Here is a 19,531-nt window from a genome sequence, read left to right as displayed (position 1 = left end):
GTCAGTCATAGGTCTTCGCTACTTCCGCACATCAGCGACGACGCGACTTGCGGTCGTCCTTCTCGTGGCCGCGGAAGGTGCGGGTCGGCGCGAACTCGCCGAGCTTGTGGCCGACCATCGACTCGGTGACGAACACCGGGACGTGCTTGCGGCCGTCGTGCACCGCGATCGTGTGGCCCAGCATGGCCGGGACGATCATGGAGCGGCGGGACCAGGTCTTGATGACGTTCTTGGTGCCTGCGTCGTTCTGTACGTCCACCTTCCTCATCAGGTGGTCGTCGACGAAAGGCCCCTTCTTGAGACTGCGCGGCATCGAAAACCCGCCTCCTAGCGCTTCTTGTTCGTCTTGCGGCGGCGGACGATGTACTTGTTGCTGGCCTTCTTCGGCGAGCGAGTACGTCCTTCCTTCTTGCCCCACGGCGAGACCGGGTGACGACCACCGGAGGTCTTGCCCTCACCACCACCGTGCGGGTGGTCGACCGGGTTCATGACCACACCGCGGACGGTCGGGCGGACGCCCTTCCAGCGCATGCGGCCGGCCTTGCCCCAGTTGATGTTCGACTGCTCGGCGTTGCCGACCTCGCCGACGGTGGCGCGGCAGCGGACGTCGACCAGGCGGATCTCACCGGACGGCATGCGCAGGTGGGCCATGCGGCCCTCCTTCGCCAGCAGCTGCACGGAGGCGCCCGCGGAACGGGCGAACTTCGCGCCGCCGCCGGGCCGCAGCTCGATGGCGTGGATGGTCGTACCGACCGGGATGTTGCGCAGCGCGAGGTTGTTGCCCGGCTTGATGTCGGCGCCGGGGCCGTTCTCGACGCGGTCGCCCTGCTTCAGGCCGGCCGGCGCGAGGATGTAGCGCTTCTCGCCGTCGACGTAGTGGAGCAGCGCGATGCGCGCGGTGCGGTTGGGGTCGTACTCGATGTGCGCGACCTTGGCCGGCACGCCGTCCTTGTCGTGACGACGGAAGTCGATCACGCGGTAGGCGCGCTTGTGGCCGCCGCCCTGGTGGCGGACGGTCACACGACCGGTGTTGTTACGGCCGCCCTTGCTGTGCAGGGGGCGGACCAGCGACTTCTCCGGCGTGGACCGCGTGATCTCGACGAAGTCGGCGACGCTGGAGCCACGACGGCCCGGGGTCGTCGGCTTGTACTTGCGGATACCCATTTCTCAGTCCTCGTCCGATATCGGACGGTACGACCTCCGTTAGGAGACCGGACCGCCGAAGATGTCGATACGGTCGCCCTCGGCGAGGGTCACGATGGCGCGCTTGGAGTCGGCGCGCTTGCCGTAACCGGTGCGGGTGCGCTTGCGCTTGCCCTGGCGGTTGATCGTGTTGACCCCGGTGACCTTGACCGAGAAGACCGCCTCGACGGCCTGCTTGATCTGGGTCTTGTTGGCACGCGGGTCGACGACGAACGTGTACTTGTTCTCGTCCAGCAGTGCGTAGCTCTTCTCGGAGACCACCGGCTTCACGAGGATGTCGCGGGGGTCGGAGAAGGTCTTGCTGGTGACGGTGGTCTCGGCCATCAGGCCTCGCTCCCTTCGTGCTGGGCGGCCTTGCGGCCGGCCACGAAGCTGTCGAGGGCGGCCTTGGTGAAGACCACGTCGTCGGAGACGAGCACGTCGTAGGTGTTCAGCTGGCCCGGCTCCAGGATGTGGACCTGGGGCAGGTTGCGGGCGGACAGCCACGCGGCCTCGTCGCTCCGCTCGGCGACCAGGAGCACGTTCTTGCGCTCGCTGATCTTCCCGAGCAGGGTCTTGGCGGCCTTGGTGGAGATCTCGCCCTCGACCACGCCGGTCACGACGTGGACGCGGCCGTGGCGCGCCCGGTCGGAGAGGGCACCGCGCAGGGCGGCGGCCTTCATCTTCTTCGGGGTCCGCTGCGAGTAGTCGCGCGGCACGGGACCGTGCACGACGCCACCGCCCGCGAACTGCGGGGCGCGGGTCGAACCCTGGCGGGCGCGGCCGGTGCCCTTCTGGCGGTACGGCTTCTTGCCACCGCCCCGGACCTCGCCGCGGGTCTTGGTCTTGTGCGTGCCCTGGCGGGCAGCGGCCAGCTGTGCGACGACGACCTGGTGGATCAGCGGAACGCTGACCTGCGCGTCGAAGATCTCCGCGGGGAGCTCGACGGTCCCGGCCTTGTCGCCTGCCGGCGAAAGGATGTCAATGGTGCTCATCGGTTACCTCAGGCCCCCTTGGCCGCGGTACGGACCAGGACGAGGCCGCCGTTCGGACCAGGAACCGCGCCCTTGATGAGCAGCAGGCCCTTCTCCGCGTCAACGGCGTGGACGGTCAGGTTCTGGGTGGTGACCCGCTCGTTGCCCATGCGGCCGGCCATGCGCAGGCCCTTGAACACGCGGCCCGGGGTGGCGCAGCCACCGATGGAGCCGGGAGAGCGGTGCTTGCGCTGCGTGCCGTGGCCGGCGCCGAGGCCGGCGAAGCCGTGGCGCTTCATGACACCGGCGGTGCCCTTGCCCTTGCTCTTGCCGGTGACGTCGACCTTCACGCCCGACTCGAACACCTCGGCGGTGACTTCCTGGCCGAGCGTGTACTCGCCGGCGTCGGCGGTACGCAGCTCCACCAGGTGGCGGCGCGGGGTGACGTCGGCCTTGGCGAAGTGGCCCTTGAGGGGCTTGTTCACCTTGCGCGGGTCGATCTCGCCGAAGGCGATCTGGACGGCCTCGTAGCCGTCCTTGTCTGCGGTGCGCACCTGGGTGACGATGCAGGGGCCGGCCTTGACGACGGTGACCGGGACGACACGGTTGTTCTCGTCCCAGACCTGGGTCATGCCGAGCTTCTCGCCCAGGACACCCTTGATCTGCTTGGTGGTCATCTCTACCGCGCCTCTCAGAGCTTGATCTCGATGTCGACGCCGGCCGGCAGGTCCAGGCGCATCAGCGAGTCAACGGTCTTGGGCGTCGGGTCGAGGATGTCGATCAGGCGCTTGTGGGTACGCATCTCGAAGTGCTCGCGCGAGTCCTTGTACTTGTGCGGCGACTTGATGACGCAGTACACGTTCTTCTCTGTGGGCAGCGGCACCGGGCCCGCGACCGACGCACCAGTACGGGTCACCGTCTCGACGATCTTCTTCGCCGAGGTGTCGATGACCTCGTGGTCGTAGGCCTTGAGCCGGATGCGGATCTTCTGTCCCGCCATGGCTACTTCGTAGTCCTGTCTCTCGTCACGCTCCGGGACCCGGCGGGACCACACTCTCCTCCGACCCACGCGGTCGGGCGTGTCGCATTCCCGCCACCATGGAAATCCTTGAATTTCCCTGCCTGGGGATGCGGTGCGCGAGACCGCGGAACCGGGGGAGGAAACCCACCGGGCGCCTGGTCGGTACCCCGCCCACGCTTCCCGGAAGATTCCCGTACTTCCGCCCCTGACGAGGGGCGACGAATACATTGGGACTCGCTTCCGGTCCTCCCGGCGGGAGGCGCGCAGCATCGGCACTCAACCGAGCAACCCGGACAGTCTGCCACACGGGGCATCGCCGATGCCAATCGGACCCATCACGTTACCCCGCCGGAACGCCGCCGAATCCTGCGCACCCGCCCGCGGCACCCCCTGGGCGCCGTTCCCTAGCGCGGGCTCAGGCCCTCGGGAGCGGTGAGGAGCAGCGGGGTGCGGGGGTATCCGGGTCCGGCGGCGTCCGGGGTGAGGCGGAGCAGCAGGTGCAGGACCCCGCTGAGGCCGGGCATCAGCCCCGGGGAGAAGGATTCCCGGGCCAGTCCGCCGACCGGGCCGCGGTGTTCGAGGTCGGTGAGCAGCCCGGCCAGCAGCTCCCGGATGTCGGGGACACGGACCGGGGCCGGGACGGGCGCGGCGCCGGGGCCGGGGTCGGGTGCGGGCAGGGTGCGCAGGTGGGTGAGCAGCTCGACGAGCCCCAGATCCCCGTGGCACAGGGTGTGGCTCCAGCCGAAGCCGTCGGCCAGGCCGGCCGCCGCCGCGCGGTGGGCGTTGGCCAGGTGGGCCGGGTCCCCGGTGCGGTGGTAGAGGTCGACGGCGGCCAGGCCGATGCCGGTGCTGCCGTGGCACCAGGCGGTGGCGTGGTCCTGTTGGCTGCCGATGCGGGCGTCGTGCCAGTTGCCGGCCTCCGGGTCCCACAGCGACTCCTCGTAGGACAGGGCGGCCCCGGCCAGCTCGCGCCAGCGGTGGCGGTCGGCGTCGGTGCCGGCCTCGCCGAGGGCGAGGCGGTGCAGCGCCCAGCCCATCCCGGTGGCGCCGTGGGCGAAGCCGCCGATGCCCTCGGCGAAGAGCGCGGTGGACCAGCGGGCCCCGCGGTCGTCGCGGACGGCGGTGCGTTCCAGGCGGCGGGCCGCGCGGGCGGCGGTGGCCAGCCACCTCTCCTCGCCGGTGAGGTGCGCGAGGTTCAGCAGCGGGACGATCACCCCGGCGGCGCCGCCGAGGATGTCGAGGTCGGTGTCCTCGTCGAGCAGTTCGGGGGTGAGCGCGGCGGCGCGGAGCCGGGCGCGGGCCAGGTGGGCCTCGTCGCCGAGCAGCCCGTGGAGTTCGGTCCACGTCCACACCTGGGAGGCGATGCCGGTGTAGCCGCCGATGAAGGCGGTGGCCGTGGTGTCCTCGGTGGCGGCCAGCACGCGCAGCGCGCCCTCCAGGACGCCTTCGAGCCCGGGCACGGGGTCGGCCCGGCCGCGCCGCACCTCCCGCAGATATCCGGCCAGGGCGACCGCGACGCCTCCCTGTCCGGTGTACAGCTCGGCCGACAGCGGGCGGATGGCCCAGCCCACGCCGGTGAGCACCGGGCTCACCCAGGTGACGGTGGAGTCCTCGCCGGTGACGGCCTCCTCGCACAGGGTCCGCACGAGCCCCGCCGCCATGGCGCGCCGGCGCCGCTCCAGCCCGTCGTGCCGGGGGGCGGGCAGGTCCGCCCGCACGCGGGGCGGCAGGGTGCGTTCGTTGAGGTAGGCGCCCACCAGGGCGCCCTGGATGACGGACTCCTCCATCCGGAGGTCCGCGCCGCGCCAGTCCGCCACCGCGTGCCGGATCGTCGCCTCGTCCACCACGGCGGTGAACACCGGGATGTCGCCGGTGAGCAGGTCCTCGATCTCCGATTCGATGGTCTCGGGGGAGTCCGGTGCGCCGGGCAGTGCCCGGGCGTTGCCGAGCAGTACCTCGCGGGCCCGCCGCCGGGCCTCCTGTGGCCGGTGCAGGGAGGCCGGGTGCCACAGCATCCGGCCGATGTCGACGTACGCCTGGGTGCCGCGGCGCAGGTTCCGGACCCGGCAGCCGGTGAACGGCCGCAGCAGCTCGGGCAGTCCGCCGCCCTCGGAGTCCATCCGGTGCAGATGGGCGGTCAGTTCGCGGAATCCGTCGAGCACCCGGTCCCAGTGCCGGAACAGGGCCGGCTCGGCGGCGGGCAGGTTCGCCGAGGGCGGTGGTGCGATGAGTTCGGTGTCCATCCGGGCGCCGTCGGTGCCGCCGCCGGTGATGACGGGCACCGGTATCAGGGGCTGCTGTCCGGGGATCGCCCCGGCCGCCGAGAGGTCGGTGCCGCCCATGGCATAACCGCCCATCCGGGTCGGCAGGATGCCGGTGCGCAGCACGGTGCGCCGGATGACGGCGGCGGCGGCGTCCACGGCGGCGCCGCGCCCGCTGTCCCCGGCGGGCGGGACGTCCTGGGTGAACAGGCATTCGGCGTCCACCACGACGGGTTCGGGGCCGTGGGCGATGAGGTTCTCGGCGTGCAGGTCGGTGCCGCCGGTCAGGCGCATCAGGGCCAGCCAGTGGCCCAGGGTGCGGTAGTACTGCGCGAGTTCGGCCTCGTCGGCGCAGTAGCGGTGGGGGACGTGGGCGGTCCAGCCGTAGCCGTCGCGCAGGAGCGCGCGGGGGGTGCGCGGGCGGGGGCCGGAGGGCGCGCCGGGGTGCGACCAGAGGCGGACGAGCAGGTGCTCCAGCGCGGTGTCGGTGTCCAGGGGGCGCGGCTTGTACATCACGCTGCCGCCCTCGAAGGTGAGGTGGGCGACGGTACGCCCGCCCTGGTGGGGGTCGCCCGCCCCGAGGCGGAGGGCCGTCAGCCGCCCGGCGGGGCGGCCCAGGAGTGCGGGGAGCCGGTCGCGGTCGCCGGCCAGGCGCCGGGCGAGTTCGGCGGCGGCGTCGGCCAGGGGGGCGGTGGCGCGTGCCACGCGCTCGCCGAGTCCGGGGTACCGGGCCTCCAGTCGTTCACGGAACTCGGGGGTCCGGGCCCGTTCCTGGAAGGCCGCCCAGCGTTCGCGGCCGTCCGCGCCGGGGAGGGCGCCCGTAAGGCTCTGGGCCCGCAGTTCCAGCAGCAGGAGCCGGTTGAGCTTGCGTTGCAGGGAGGCGAGCTGGGCGGTGCGTGCGGTGACCGCGATCAGGGTCCGCTCCGCGTCGCTCAGGCCGGGTACGGCCGCCAGGCGGTGGCGCAGCTCGGCGGGGAAGCCTGCGGTCCAGGCGGCCACCGGCGCCTCGAAGTGGCCGGTCTCGGCCGGGGTGTCCTGCCTGCCGGTGACGTCTGTCATGGCCTGCTCGCTCCTGTCGGTGTCCGCGGCCGTGCCGCGGCGGGGTCCTCCGGTGGTGCCCCGGGCGGCGGCGTGGCGCCGTCCGGGGCGGTGGTGGCGCCGGTCAGCAGCAGAAGGTGGTCAACGAGCCGGTGCAGCTGCTGCACGCGGTGAACAGGGCGTCGGTGGCGTCCACCAGCGCGGCCTCGGTGGCGGCGCCGCCCACGTACAGCGGGCCGGCCGGGTTGGGTTCGCCGTGGGAGTTCTCCGCGCCGTCGAGCCAGGCGGCGACGATCTCGTCGGCCCGCGTCAAAGTTGCCTGGGGCATGACAAACCTCCAGAGTGGTGGGAAGTGTGAAGGCCAAGGCTCAGGTACTCACACTCCGTCCACAAGGACGCCGGGCGGAATCCGGACTCTCCTCACTGGCGACAACAGGAGCTTGCGCCCGGGAAGGCACCGGCCCCCGACGGCCCCCGCCGGGACGCTCCGGACGGACCGGCGGCGCCATGACGTGAGACGTTGTGCGCCCCGGCGCACGCTCCCCTCGCCCGGCGGCCCGCGGGACCCGCCCGCGCGCGCCCGGCGTACGCCGGAACCGGCCATGATCCGCCGGCCGACAGGGCCCGATCGCGCGGCCCGGCCCCCGGCGGGCCCGTCCCGGTGGCCACATGGGCCCCTGCCGTACCGCAGCCGGCCCGTCCCTGGCCGTCCCCGGCCGTCGGTGCGGCCGGACCGTTCCGCCCAGGAGCCCCCCGGACGTTTCCCGGAGGCGCCGTGTCACCCCCCTGCGGCATGATGACCGCACGACCACAGTGCGAACTCATCGGCTGGCGGGGGGAGTTGGGCCATGGGATATGTGCTGCCCGAGGGCGCCGACGCGATGCTCGACATCATCGGCGTGGGCTGGCCCAACGTCGACGAGGACGACTACCGCGACATGGCCAAGGAGCTGCGGGACTTCGCCGACGACGTCGACGAGGACGCCCAGGCCGCGCACAAGGGCATGGAACGGCTGATCTCCTCCGGACAGAGCGAGGCGCTGAGCGCGCTGAACGGCTACTGGGGCAAGGTCAACGGCAAGCACATGAAGGACCTGGGCGATGCCGCCCGGGTGCTGGCCGACGCGCTGGACGGGGCGGCCGGTCTGATCGCGGGCCGCAAGGCGGTGGCGGTCGGCGAGCTGATCGCGCTGGCCGCCTCCATCGGCATCGGGCTGGCCGCCGCCCCGTTCACCGCCGGGCTGTCCACCCTGCTGAGCGCGGGCGCGATCCAGGCGTGCCGCATAGCGGTCAAGCGGGCGCTGAAGGAGGCCGCCGACCTGGCGGTGGAGGAGATCGTCACCGCGATGTCCGAGCCGGCGGTGGCCGCGCTGGAGAACATGGCCGCCGAGCTGGTGGTGCAGCTGGCCGCCAACGGACTGGGCACCCAGGACGGCGTCGACATGGACAAGGTCGGCGACGCGGGCAAGGAGGGACTCCAGCAGGGATGGAACCTGGCCTCCGCCGACGGCGGACCGCCGGTCCCGCCGCGCCTGGGCGGGCTGATCGGCACCCTGGACATCGACGAGGACGAGCACGACCGGGCCGCGACCAAGCTCAACACCGCCGCCGGCTCCCTCAACGGCCGCACCTCCGGCAAGCTGGGCAAGGCGCGCGGGCACCAGGGCCGCACCCGCGGCCGGGACGAGATCGCCAACCTCGTCAACGAGGTCGCCGACCGGGGCATGGACGCCCTGGAGAAGGCCACCAAGCAGCTCGGCGATCATCTCGGCGGCGCCCTGCCCAAGGGCGTGCGCGGCATCGCCGACTCCCACAAGGACAACGACCGCCGCACCAAGGACTCCTTCGACAGGATCAAGCCCGGCGACGGCACCGACGACGGCAGGGGGAAGGGCCCGGGCGGCGGCGGGCCGGGCGGAGGCGGGCCGCCGGGCGGCGGAGGCGGCAACGACGGGCGTCCCGAGCGCCGCCCCATGAACCCGCAGCCCGACTGGCACGGGCGCAGCGCCGGAAAGATGCGGCACCACCGGGGCGACGCGCTGCATGTGGACCACCTGCCCCAGGAAGAGCGCGTACGGGTCCTGGAGGAGGAGTCGCTGACCCTGGCCAACGCGGCGCGCGACGAACCGGTGAGGGAGAAGGGCGACTACCCGGTCGGGAAGGACCGGATCCCCAAGGCATGCTCGGGTAGCCTCCTGCACGACGGGATCATCACTTCACATACCAGCACCACCAAGAAGCACGGCGTGAAGATCCCCGAAACCCACCCAGCCGTCGCGGATGCGTTGAAGCAGGTGGAAACCGAACTCACCGAAAAGGGGAAGAGGACGGGAGCCGGGCATGGCAAGTGCGCTGAGGTGTCACTCATTTCCGACCGGCTTCACCAGATCGATCCTGACGGGACGAAGATCCGTACGGTGGAGGATGCGCGCGAAGCGCTGTCGGGAGCCGTGGTCCACACCCGGCAGATCGGCGAATCCGTGACCTCCGAGGAAAACCTCGCTCATGGTGACTACAAGAAGCCGTGTCGTTCCTGTGAGCACATGCTCCCCATCCTCGGGGTGGCGGCCCACAAGTGAGGAAAGAGAAAGACGGAGAGGCGATGAGATTTCCCTCGTCTCGGCAAGAGGCCGAGACATGGTTCCGCCAGTACGGATGGAGTCCTGAGCGCGACATCGGCGCCGAAGCGGACGCACTCGTCCAGAAGGCTCGGGAACAGGCCGCCGAATACGGCGTCTCCTACGTTGTCTCCGAGTATGCGCGTGACTTCATCCGGAGCTTCGGGGGGCTCAGGATTCTCTTTGACGACAGCCCCGAGAACCACTTCGTAGCGAAGCCGGGTTTTGCGTACAAGGGGGACGCCGAAGGAATCGAGGAGTTCTCCGGGGAGTTGGGGGAAAGTCTCTTCCCGTTGGGTTTCGACACCTATGATGGTGCCGTCATGCTGGTGGACGGCAGAGGGCGTTTCTTCCTCATGCACCACACGGGCAACTACTACCTGGGCGATGATGCGCTGCAAGCCGTCACCAACTTCATGACGGCGGACATGCAGGACGCGGAGGATTTCTATGTCTGACGGCGTTCCCGGTGTCGCCGCCTCCCTGCTCGTCCGGGGCGCGGTCGTGAGCCAGACGAACCCGACCGGGGACGGGCGGCCCGAACTCCATCCGGCGGTACGGGAGTTCTTCGACGCGCTCCCCCCTGAGCAACGGGAGCCGTTCATCGGCCACTGCGCCGAGTCCGCGCTCGTCTCCGACCAGTTGTGGCGCCTGGACCAGGAGCGCGCGGACGGCCGCACGACCACCCTCGACGAGGCGCGCCCGCACTTCGAGGGCTCGGCGATCATGTCCCGGAAGATCCGCGAGCAGGGCGACCCCGAGCACGGGCAGCCGACCCCGCCATGCCGTTCGTGCACGGCCCTCCTGGAGAGGCTGTCCGTGCAGATCCTGAGCGCGTGAGGACAGACCCCGTGGATCTCGTGGACGCCGTGGAACGCGTGGAGGAGCACCCGGCACTGCGGGCCGGTGGCTGGAGTCCCGGCCGGGACGTGCGGGATCAGGCGATGACGGCGCTGCTGGAAGTGCTGAGCACGGTCTCACCGGCTTCGGGCCCGCACCCGGCCCGGTGGGAACTCTTCCCCGCGGCGGAGCGGGCGCTCCGGGAGTTCCACGGCCTGCGCATACCGCCCGCCGGGGCGGGGAGGGACTGCGCGGCCACCGGGGCCGTCGTCGATCCGGCTCTGGCCCGGCACGCCCACCGGGCGTTCGGTGAGCCGGCAGAGGCGCTCGGCGTACGGCTCTTCCCCTTCGGCCGCACGGACGGCGACTCGCTGCTCGCCGTGGACGAGGCGGGCCGCCTGTTCGCCGTGGACCACGGCGGATGGTGGCTGCTGGGCGAATCTCCGGGTGCCGGGCTCGAAGCGCTGGCGCACGGGCACGCGCCGCACCGCCTGGAGAACCGCCGATGGCGGTGGCCGATTCCCCGCGACGGGGACGGCCCGGTGGCCGAGGCGCTGCGTACGGCCATGACCGCCGTCTACGTCCTGCACCGCCACGGCGTCCGCAGCGCCAGGACGCTGGGCGTCCGCGTCACGGCGCTGCGCGGCTTCGGGGCCGTGTCCTTCGACGAGCGGTTCGACCTGCACCCCACCTCGTTGGAGGAGAACGCCGGTCTCCTGGCGCGGGAGGTATCCGGCTCTCTGGGGAAGGCCGGGGCGGCTCTGCGCGGGGCGGAACTCGCCGTCTCGGTGCTCCCGCCGCCGGGCACGGTGATGCCCCTGGCCTCGGTCGACTGCCGGATCCGCGTGGACGGCTCGGCGGACGCCGCGCCCCTCGCGCTCGATCTGGCCGCCGGCCCCGGGGCGTCCGTCGGCACCGCCGGTGCGGCGGTGTCGTCCGCCGCCCGCGCCTTCGGCGCTTGGGCGGAGAGCACGCCGGCGTGACGTGCGGAGAAGAGGGCGACGGGCCCGTCGTCCGGCGTTCCAGTGCCTGGGCGGAGGGAACGCCGGCATGACGTCCGAGAGAAGGTCCACGGACGCACCACTGCCCGTGGCGGGCCGGCAGGTGAGGGCGCGTTTCACGGAAGAGACCATCACGGTGTACCAGGCGTACCCGCCGGCGATAGCCGATGCCGCGCTCGCCGCCGGCACGTTCGTGGCCCCTTTCAAACGTGAGCGGATGACGTGGATCAAGCCGTCGTTCCTGTGGATGATGTACCGCTCCGGTTGGGCCACCAAGCCGGGCCAGGAGAGGGTCCTCGCCATCGAGATGACGAGGGAGGGGTTCGAGTGGGCACTCTCTCATGCGAGTCTCAGCCACTACGCGCCGAAGGTCCACGCCGATGTGGGGGCGTGGAAGGAGCAGCTGAGGGCCAGTCCCGTGAGGGTCCAGTGGGATCCGGAACGTTCGATCACGCTTCAACCCCTGCCGTACCGCGCCATTCAGATCGGTCTGTCGGGCGAAGCCGTGGAACGGTATGTGGAGAAGTGGGTCGTCCGGATCTCGGATATCACCGGCTCCGCTCGGGCGATTCACCGTGATGTCACGGCCGGTCGCCTGGACCAGGCGTCGGCCGGGCTCCCACGGGAGATCCCGTACCCACTGCCTGAGGGCATACGCGAACGCATCGGCGGCACGCCCGGGTAGCCCTCCTGCACGACGGTGTCGTTCCTGTGAGCACATGCTCCCCATCCTCGGGGTGACGGGACTTCGAGGCATGAAAAGGAACAGGTCGCCGACGCCCGTCGGAGCCGCCTCCGGTGATTCCGGGCCCCGGGCCACGGCCGGTACCCGGGAGCCGGCCGTCCGCGCGCAGCCGGCCTCCGTTGCCTCCCGGGGAGCCCGGGGCCTCGTCTCCGCCTTCGTGTCCTCCACGGGGCCTACCGCACGACCGAACAGGACCCACCCCGGCGACGGGCACCGGCCCGGGGAATCGGAGGATGATCGCACTTCCGGGGCACAAACCGCTCGAACGGTCGTAAGCTTCTCTGATGCTGTGTCAAGTCACGTGCAAGAAAAGCGTGTTGACGCAGTACGACAGCGCGAGGCGAGGCGGGGAGCTGAGGAAGATGACCGGCGCGACCGTGGAGACCGTCCCGGCCCCGGGCCCCGGGGACCGTCCGCCCGTCCCCGCCCCCGGCCAGCTCGTCACCGTCCGCAACCGCCAGTGGGTCGTCTCGGAGGTGACCCGTTCCACGGTCGCAGGCGAGGACCCGGCCCGTCTGGCCGACGCCGCCGCGCCCCATCTCGTCGCGCTGGTCTCCGTCGAGGACGACGCCCGCGACGAGGAGTTACGGGTGGTGTGGGAGCTGGAGCAGCGCCCGGTCGTCCACGAGCGGGAGGCCCTGCCCTCCCCCGCCGCCGGCTTCGACGCGCCCGCCCGTCTGGACGCCTTCCTGGACGCGGTCCGCTGGGGTGCGGTCGCCTCGGCCGACCGCACCGCCCTCCAGGCGCCGTTCCGCTCCGGGGTGGAGATCCAGGACTACCAGCTCGATCCGGTGGTGCGCGCCCTGTCCATGCCGCGCACCAACCTGCTGATCGCCGACGACGTCGGTCTGGGCAAGACCGTCGAGGCGGGCCTGGTGATGCAGGAGCTGATGCTGCGTCACCGCGCCCGCACGATGCTGGTCGTCTGCCCCGCCGGGCTGACCCTCCAGTGGCGGGACGAGATGCGCGACAAGTTCGGTCTGGACTTCCGTATCGTCGACGGCCGCCTGCTGCGCGAGCTGCGCCGCTCCCGTGGCCTGTACGCCAACCCCTGGACGCACTATCCGCGCCTGATCGTCTCGGTGGACTGGCTCAAGCGCGAGCGCCCGATGCGGATGCTGCGGGAGGTGCTGCCGCCGGTGCCGGGGTACCCGCGCGCCTTCGACCTGCTGGTGGTGGACGAGGTCCACACCTGCGCGCCCTCCGGCACGGGCCGGTACGCCGTCGACTCGCAGCGCACCCGGGCCGTCCGCGCCCTCGCTCCGCACTGCGAGCACCGCCTGTTCCTGTCGGCCACTCCGCACAACGGCTATCTGGAGTCCTTCACCGCGCTGCTGGAGCTGCTGGACGACCACCGCTTCGCCCGCGGTGTGCGCCCCTCGCCCGAGCAGCTGAAGCGGGTGATGGTGCGCCGTCTGAAGTCGGAGCTGCCGCCCGCCTGGAACGGGAAGCCCCGCTTCCCCCGGCGCGTCCCGCACGCCCTGGAGGTGGCCTACGGCGAGGAGGCCCGGGGCGCCTACGCGAAGCTGTCCGAGTACGCCCGCTCCCGCCGCGAGGGCGGCGCCGGGCGCGCCGAGCGCACGGCCGCCGACTTCGTGACGACGCTGCTGAAGAAGCGTTTCCTGTCCTCCCCGAAGGCGTTCGCCGAGACGATCGACGTCCATCTGAGGACGATGACCGGCACCGCCGGCGGCCTGCCCCCGGCCTCCCGCGCCTCCGGCGAACGGGCCGAGCGGGCTGAACGGGCCGAGCGGGCCGAGCGGGTCCTGCGCCCGCTGATCGAGCGGGTGGAGGAGACCGCCGAGAGCGACGAGGAGCACACCGAGGCCGCCGAGCGCGCGCTGACGGCCGTGCGCGGTCTGACCCGCCCCCTCACCGCCCGTGAGGAGGGCCTGCTGCGGGAGCTGTCGGCGTGGGCGAGGCAGGCGGCCCGCCGCCCGGACGCGAAGTTCGAGGCGTTCCGCGCGTGGCTGGAGCCGGTCGTCTGCCCCGGCGGCCCGAAGGGCGAGTGGGAGGAGGCGCGGGTCATCGTCTTCACCGAGTACCGCGACACCCAGCGCTGGCTGCTGGACCGGCTGGTCGCCGCCGGCCACCCGGCCGAGCGCATCGCCCAGCTCTACGGCGGCCAGGACCCCGCCGAGCGCGAGCACGTCAAGACGGTCTTCCAGGAGGACCCGTCGCTGTCGCCCGTCCGCGTCCTGCTGGCCACCGACGCCGCCAGCGAGGGCATCAACCTCCAGGCCCACTGCCACCGCCTGCTGCACTGGGAGATCCCCTGGAACCCCAACCGCCTGGAGCAGCGCAACGGCCGGGTGGACCGCCACGGCCAGCGGGCCGAGCAGGTGGACGTCTTCCACTTCGTGCCCGCCGGCTGGCAGCGGGCCGCGCAGGGATCGGGTCCGGAGCGCGGCGCCTCGCTGAGCGGCGCCCGCGGCTCCTCCCGCACCGCGCCGGAGGGCCGGGCCACGCTGATGGCGGTGCCGGAGGAGTCGGCGCACGAGGACGGCACCCTGGAGGACGAGCTGCACTTCCTGGCCGTCGCCGCCCGCAAGACCGAGGCGATCCGCGAGGACCTGGGCAGCGCGGGCGAGGTCATCGCCGCCCGCGTGGAGCGGAAGATGCTGGGCCGCCGCGCCGACTGGTCGTCCGCCGACGCCGAGATCACCAGGCGTTCGGGCCGTGCCGTGCTGAAGGTGGAGCGGGATCTGGCGCGCGAGCTGGAGAAGCTGGTCGGCGAGCTGGCGGGCAGCCGCGACGCCCTGCACCTGACCCCCGCCACCGTCGAGCGCGTGGTGCGCACCGCGCTGCTGCTGGCCCACCGCAAGGACCTGGCCGGGGTCCCCGATCCGGCCGGGCGCGGCGCCCGCTGCTTCCGGCTGCCGGAGCTGCCCGGCGCCTGGGCCCACGCCCGCAACGACGGTCTGCGCCATCCGCTGACCGGCGCCGAGCGCCTGGCCGTCTTCGACGAGGCCGAGGCCCGCGACCGCACGGACGTGGTGCTGCTGCACCTGGGCCACCGCCTGGTGCGGATGTGCCTGCGGCTGCTCCGCGCCGAGCTGTGGTCGGGCGGGCGGGAGGCGCGGCTGTCGCGGGTGACGGCCAGGGTCGTCCCCGGCGATCTGCTGCGCACCCCGGCCGTGGTGGCCCACGGCCGGGTGGTGGTCTCCGGCAGCGGCGGCGCCCGTCTGCACGAGGAGGTCATCGCGGCGGGCGGCACCATCGAGTCGGGCCGGCTGGAGACCGCCCGCGGCGAGCGGGTGGACGCCTGGCTGGCCGCCGCGGCCGACGAGCCGCCCGCCGAGTCCGTGCTCGCCGAACTGGCCGGGCTGTGGCCCGCGTTGGAGGACCGCCTCTCCCGCGCCCTGCGCAACCGCGCCGGCGCCCGCTTCCGCTCCCTGGAGACCGTCCTGGCCAGGCACTGCGAGCGGGAGGTCGAGGGCGTGCGGGAGGTGCTGGCCGAGCTGGAGCGCTCCATCCGCGACCGCCTGGACGACCGCGGCCACTGGGAGCAGGGCTCCCTGTTCGAGGCCGACGAGGAGCGCCGCCAGCTCCGTGCCGACCGCGAGGCGCTTCAGGAGCGGCTGCGCGCCATCCCCGAGATCACCGAGCGGGAGACGGCCGCGCTGCGCCGCCGCTGGGCCGATCCGGTGCCGCGCTGGTTCCCCGTCGCCGTCACCTTCCTCGTACCGTCCGCCCTCGCCCGTGGAGACCGCCGCTGATGCCGCCCGCACGACGCCGCATCCCCAAGGGGGCCCTGGCCCCCACCCCCGCCGAGCAGCACGAGGACTGGCTGAGGCTGCTCCGCCCCGACGGCCCGTTCGTCTCGCTGCCGGTGCTGACGGAGGTCTTCCCGCAGGGCCTGGACGACGTCCCGGCCGGGGTCCGGGCCCGGCTGCGCCAGGCCTGGGAGGAGGTCCGGGAGGACCCGGACCTGCTGCGCCCCGCCTGGGAGGAGCTGGTCACCGGCGAGCTGCTCGGCTGGACGCCCGGCCTGCGCGGGGGCGCGGCGCTGCCCGAGTCGCTGCGCGCGGGCGGGCACACCCCCGACGCGGTGCTGACGGGCCCCGCCGCCCCCGGCGACGGCACCGGCCCGCGCCCCCGCGTGCTGCTGCTGCGCACCGGCTGGGACGAGCCCCTGACCCGCGCCCGCGGCGAGGACCTCTCCCCCGCCGACCGCGCCGCCGAGGCCGCCCGCCGCCACGGCGTCCCGCTGGCGGTGCTCACCAACGGCCGCGAGTGGGCGCTGGTGCACGCCCGCCCGAAGCAGGCCCGCGCGCTGGCCGTCTTCGACGCCGACCTGTGGCTGGAGGAGCCGCTGCTGCTGCGGGCGTTCGCGAGCCTGCTGCACGCCCGCCGCGCCGCCCTCCCCGAGCGGGACCGCGACGGCCGTCCCACCTCCTCGCTCGCCGCGCTGTTCACCCGCACCGCCGAGCGGCAGTCCGAGGTCACCGACACCCTGGGCCGCCAGGTCCGCCAGGCCGTCTCCCTGCTGGTGGCCGAGCTGTCGCGGCTGGACCGCGAGGCGGGCGGCGGCCTGCTGGCCGGGGTGGGCGACCGGCGGGTGTACGAGGGCGCGCTGACGGTCATGATGCGCCTGGTCTTCCTCCTCTACGCCGAGGAGCAGCGCCTGCTGCCCGCCGGGGACGGGCTGTACGACGACTCCTACGCCGTCTCGCCGCTGCTGGACGCCCTGGAGGAGCAGCAGTCCCGCCACGGCGACGAGCTGGGCGACCGCCGCGCCGCCGTCTGGCCGCGCCTGCTGGCGGTCTTCGCCGCCGTCCACGGCGGCTGCGTCCACGACGCGCTGCGCATCCCGCCCTACGGCGGCTCGCTGTTCGACCCGGACCGCTTCCCCTGGCTGGCCGCCGCCAAGGTCACCGACCGGGCCGTCCACAGGATCCTGGACGCGCTGCTGACGCTGCGCCGCCGGGGCGGCGGCCGCGAGGCCCTGTCCTACAAGGGCCTGGACGTGGAGCAGATCGGCCACGTCTACGAGGGCCTGCTGGAGTACGGCTGCATCCGCGCCCACGAGCCCTATCTGGGCCTGGAGGGCAGGCAGGAGGCGGTGCTGACGCTGTCCGCGCTGGAGGAGTGGGCGGCGGCGGGCGTACTGGAGGAGAGGCTCCCCGAGGCGGCCGGCGCCACACCGCTGCGCATACGGCGCGCACTCGATGCCCGAATAACCGGGGCGGTCGCCGCCGACCTCGACGCCGCCTGCGACAACGACGAGCGGTTGTCCTCCCGCGTCGCCCCCTTCGCCGGGCTGTTACGCAGGGACCTGCGCGGCCACCTCATGGTCTTCCCGGCCGGGTCGGTGGTGATGGTCCGCTCCGGCGACCGCCGCGACACCGGCACCCACTACACGCCCAAGGCCCTCGCCGAGGAGATAGTCGAGCACACCCTCGCCCCGCTGTGCTTCTCCCCCGGCCCGGCGGACGGCGGCACCGAACCGGGCGTGTGGCGGGCGAAGCGGGCCGAGGAGCTGCTGGCGCTGCGGATACTGGACCCGGCCATGGGCAGCGGCGCGTTCCTCGTCTCCGCCTGCCGCTACCTGGCCGACCGCGTGGTGGACGCCTGGCTCCGCGACGGCCTGCCCGCCGAGATCGGCCGCGACGTGGCCGAGGGCGACCGCGAGGAGCTGCTGCGCATCGCCCGCCGCCTGGTCGCCGACCAGTGCCTGTACGGCGTGGACCGCGACCCGATGGCCGTGGAGCTGGCCAAGCTGTCGCTGTGGCTGATCACCCTCGCCAAGGACCGGCCCTTCTCCTTCCTCGACCACGCGCTGCGGTGCGGCGACTCGCTGGTCGGCACGGTCGACCTGGAGCAGATCAGGGCGTTCCACCTGGACTCCGGGGCGCGGCAGCTCAGCGACGAGGTGTCGCGGGCGCTGGACGTGACGGAGACGCTGCTGTCGCGGGCCGCCGGGCTGCGCCGCGAGATCGAGGCCACCCCCGTCAGCGACATCCGCTCGGTGCGCGCGAAGGCGGAGAAGCTGGCCGAGGCGGAGGAGCTGTCGGAGCGGCTGCGGCTGGCGGCCGACGCCGTGGTGGGCGCGGCGCTCGCCGCCGAGGGCATCTCGGACGACGAGGCCGAGGACCTGACCGGCGAGACGAACGTTGGTGGCAAGCGGGGCGCCGCCGCGTTCCGCGCGGCCAGGCAGGACGCGAAGGCCGCGGCGTACGAGAACCGCCTGGCGGCGGTGGCCGGACTGGTCGTGGCCGCCATGGTGGACGGCCCCGGCTCGGCCTCGGCGGAACGCGCGCGGAAGATGGTGGACGGCTGGCTGCGCGGCCCCCGCAAGGAACCGGTCAGGCCCCTGCACTGGCCCCTGGAGTTCCCCGAGATCATGGGCGTCGGCGGCTCGAAGGGCTTCGACGCGGTGATCGGCAACCCGCCGTTCGTCGGCGGCCAGAAGCTCACCGGCACCCTCGGCACGGACTACCGCGAGTACCTGGTCAACCGCATCGGCGACGGAGTGCGCGGCAGCGCCGACCTGTGCTCCTACTTCCTGCTGCGGAACCTCTCCCTGGCCCCCAAGCGCCGCACGGGCATCATCGCCACCAACACCATCGCCCAGGGCGACACCCGCGAGGTCGGCCTCGACCAGGCGACCGCGAACGGATGGACGGTCTACCGCGCGGTGAAGTCCCAGCCCTGGCCCGGCACGGCGGCCCTGGAGGTCTCCCTGCTGTGGCTGGGCGGACAGGTGGGCGAGGACGAGAAGCCGGTCCTGGACGGCAACGAGGTGCGCGGCATCACCCCGAGCCTGGACCCGCAGTCCCGGGTGACCGGCAGGCCGTACCGCCTGGCGGCGAACGCCGGGCAGTCCTTCCAGGGGTCGAACGTCCTGGGCAAGGGCTTCATCCTCACGCCGGAGCAGGCGCGGGAACTCATCGCCAAGGACCCGCGCAACAAGGACGTGCTCTTCCCCTACCTCAACGGCGAGGACCTCAACTCTCGGCCCGACTGCTCGGCCAGCCGGTGGGTCATCAACTTCCACGACTGGTCACAGGAGAAGGCGGCCACGTACGAGGACGTGTTCGCCATTGTGGAGCGGGACGTCAAGCCCGTGCGGCTGAAGGTCAAGCACAGCAAGAACGCGCGAGAGAGGTGGTGGCAGTACGAACGGCGGCGACCTGAGCTGTATAAGGCAATCACCAACCTTGAAAAAGTGATCGTCATCGCACTGGTGAGCCGCACAGTAATGCCCGCGCGGGTATCGGCTAGCCAAGTTCTCGCCCATAAACTCTGCGCTTTTGCCAGCGACGCGACAGGACACCTTTCCCTGTTGTCAAGCGGGTTCCACTCAGCGTGGGCCTGGAAATACTCCTCAACCATGAAAGCCGACCTCAACTACTCACCCTCGGACGTGTACGAGACCTTTCCACACCCTGCACCTACAGAACGCCTCACCAATGCTGGAGTCATGCTGGAGGGAACCCAGCGTGACGCTATGGCCGCCCGAGGCATCGGACTGACCAAGATCTACAACCTTGTTCACAGCCCGACCGATCAAGCAGCAGATATTGACGATCTCCGCACAGCGCATGTCGAGGTGGACAAGGCTGTTGCCGAGGCGTACGGCTGGAGCGACCTCGACCTGGACCATGACTTCTACGAGACACGGCAGGGCGCCCGGTTCACCATCAACCCTATAGCCCGAACCGAAATCCTGGATCGCCTGCTTCTACTGAACCACGCCCGCTACAAGCAGGAGCAGGAGAACGGGCTGCATCTACCAAAGCAGAGGAAGGCGTCCCCGAAGCGCAAGAAGAAAGCGGAGCCGGAGGAGGAACAGTTTCAGGACGGGCTGTTCGTGCCTCCCGGCGGGCTCTTCTGATTGGTCGCACA

Annotated in this window: 15 protein-coding genes; 7 read left to right on the top strand and 8 right to left on the bottom strand. The window is 72.3% G+C overall.

Annotation, left to right across the window (positions count from 1 at the left end; genetic code table 11):
- Positions 1-31: 31 nt before the first annotated feature.
- From rpsS to ACW69E_RS09635, 8 genes are all read right to left on the bottom strand, one after another.
- On the bottom strand, positions 32-313 hold the full coding sequence (rpsS, locus tag ACW69E_RS09670) for a 30S ribosomal protein S19 (RefSeq protein WP_457497750.1): 282 nt from the start codon (positions 311-313) through the stop codon (positions 32-34).
- 14 nt (positions 314-327) lie between these two features.
- Positions 328-1,164, bottom strand: a complete 837-nt coding sequence (gene rplB, locus ACW69E_RS09665) for a 50S ribosomal protein L2 (protein ID WP_237876902.1) — start codon at positions 1,162-1,164, stop codon at positions 328-330.
- Positions 1,165-1,203: 39 nt separating this feature from the next.
- Positions 1,204-1,527, bottom strand: a complete 324-nt coding sequence (gene rplW / locus ACW69E_RS09660) for a 50S ribosomal protein L23 (protein WP_101255275.1) — start codon at positions 1,525-1,527, stop codon at positions 1,204-1,206.
- Complete coding sequence (gene rplD, locus ACW69E_RS09655; RefSeq protein ID WP_457497749.1) at positions 1,527-2,177, bottom strand: 50S ribosomal protein L4; 651 nt, start codon at positions 2,175-2,177, stop codon at positions 1,527-1,529. Before rplD ends, rplW begins: the two co-directional genes overlap by 1 nt.
- A gap of 8 nt (positions 2,178-2,185) precedes the next feature.
- Entirely contained in the window at positions 2,186-2,833 is a 648-nt protein-coding gene (gene rplC / locus ACW69E_RS09650; RefSeq protein WP_093851460.1) for a 50S ribosomal protein L3, read from the bottom strand.
- 14 nt (positions 2,834-2,847) lie between these two features.
- Complete coding sequence (rpsJ, locus tag ACW69E_RS09645; protein ID WP_004571821.1) at positions 2,848-3,156, bottom strand: 30S ribosomal protein S10; 309 nt, start codon at positions 3,154-3,156, stop codon at positions 2,848-2,850.
- Positions 3,157-3,581: 425 nt separating this feature from the next.
- Entirely contained in the window at positions 3,582-6,497 is a 2,916-nt protein-coding gene (locus tag ACW69E_RS09640; RefSeq protein ID WP_457497748.1) for a type 2 lanthipeptide synthetase LanM family protein, read from the bottom strand.
- Between the two features lie 103 nt (positions 6,498-6,600).
- Positions 6,601-6,804 carry a DUF6229 family protein gene (locus ACW69E_RS09635; RefSeq protein ID WP_093851462.1) on the bottom strand — a complete coding sequence of 68 codons (204 nt, stop codon included), beginning with the start codon at positions 6,802-6,804 and terminating at the stop codon, positions 6,601-6,603.
- Between the two features lie 520 nt (positions 6,805-7,324).
- Between ACW69E_RS09635 and ACW69E_RS09630 the strand changes: the two genes are divergently transcribed.
- The 7 genes from ACW69E_RS09630 to ACW69E_RS09600 all read left to right on the top strand — a co-directional run bounded on the left by ACW69E_RS09630 (position 7,325) and on the right by ACW69E_RS09600 (position 19,520).
- Positions 7,325-9,055, top strand: a complete 1,731-nt coding sequence (locus tag ACW69E_RS09630; protein ID WP_457497747.1) for a YwqJ-related putative deaminase — start codon at positions 7,325-7,327, stop codon at positions 9,053-9,055.
- Entirely contained in the window at positions 9,052-9,552 is a 501-nt protein-coding gene (locus ACW69E_RS09625; protein ID WP_457497746.1) for an SUKH-3 domain-containing protein, read from the top strand. The genes ACW69E_RS09630 and ACW69E_RS09625 overlap by 4 nt, the downstream gene beginning before the upstream one ends.
- On the top strand, positions 9,545-9,934 hold the full coding sequence (locus ACW69E_RS09620; protein ID WP_457497745.1) for a YwqJ-related putative deaminase: 390 nt from the start codon (positions 9,545-9,547) through the stop codon (positions 9,932-9,934). Before ACW69E_RS09625 ends, ACW69E_RS09620 begins: the two co-directional genes overlap by 8 nt.
- A complete protein-coding gene (locus ACW69E_RS09615) occupies positions 9,931-10,917 on the top strand; it encodes an SUKH-3 domain-containing protein (protein ID WP_457497744.1) in 987 nt (328 codons plus the stop codon). Before ACW69E_RS09620 ends, ACW69E_RS09615 begins: the two co-directional genes overlap by 4 nt.
- A 67-nt stretch (positions 10,918-10,984) precedes the next feature.
- Complete coding sequence (locus ACW69E_RS09610; RefSeq protein ID WP_457497743.1) at positions 10,985-11,620, top strand: DUF4291 domain-containing protein; 636 nt, start codon at positions 10,985-10,987, stop codon at positions 11,618-11,620.
- A 422-nt stretch (positions 11,621-12,042) separates the two neighbouring features.
- Entirely contained in the window at positions 12,043-15,399 is a 3,357-nt protein-coding gene (gene drmD / locus ACW69E_RS09605) for a DISARM system SNF2-like helicase DrmD (RefSeq protein ID WP_457497742.1), read from the top strand.
- A complete protein-coding gene (locus ACW69E_RS09600) occupies positions 15,399-19,520 on the top strand; it encodes an Eco57I restriction-modification methylase domain-containing protein (RefSeq protein ID WP_457497741.1) in 4,122 nt (1,373 codons plus the stop codon). The genes drmD and ACW69E_RS09600 overlap by 1 nt, the downstream gene beginning before the upstream one ends.
- Positions 19,521-19,531 lie beyond the last annotated feature (11 nt).

It is taken from the genome of Streptomyces sp. SS8, from assembly GCF_054072955.1.
Note: the sequence above shows the minus strand (reverse complement) of the source record. Positions and strands in the feature narration are given on the sequence as shown.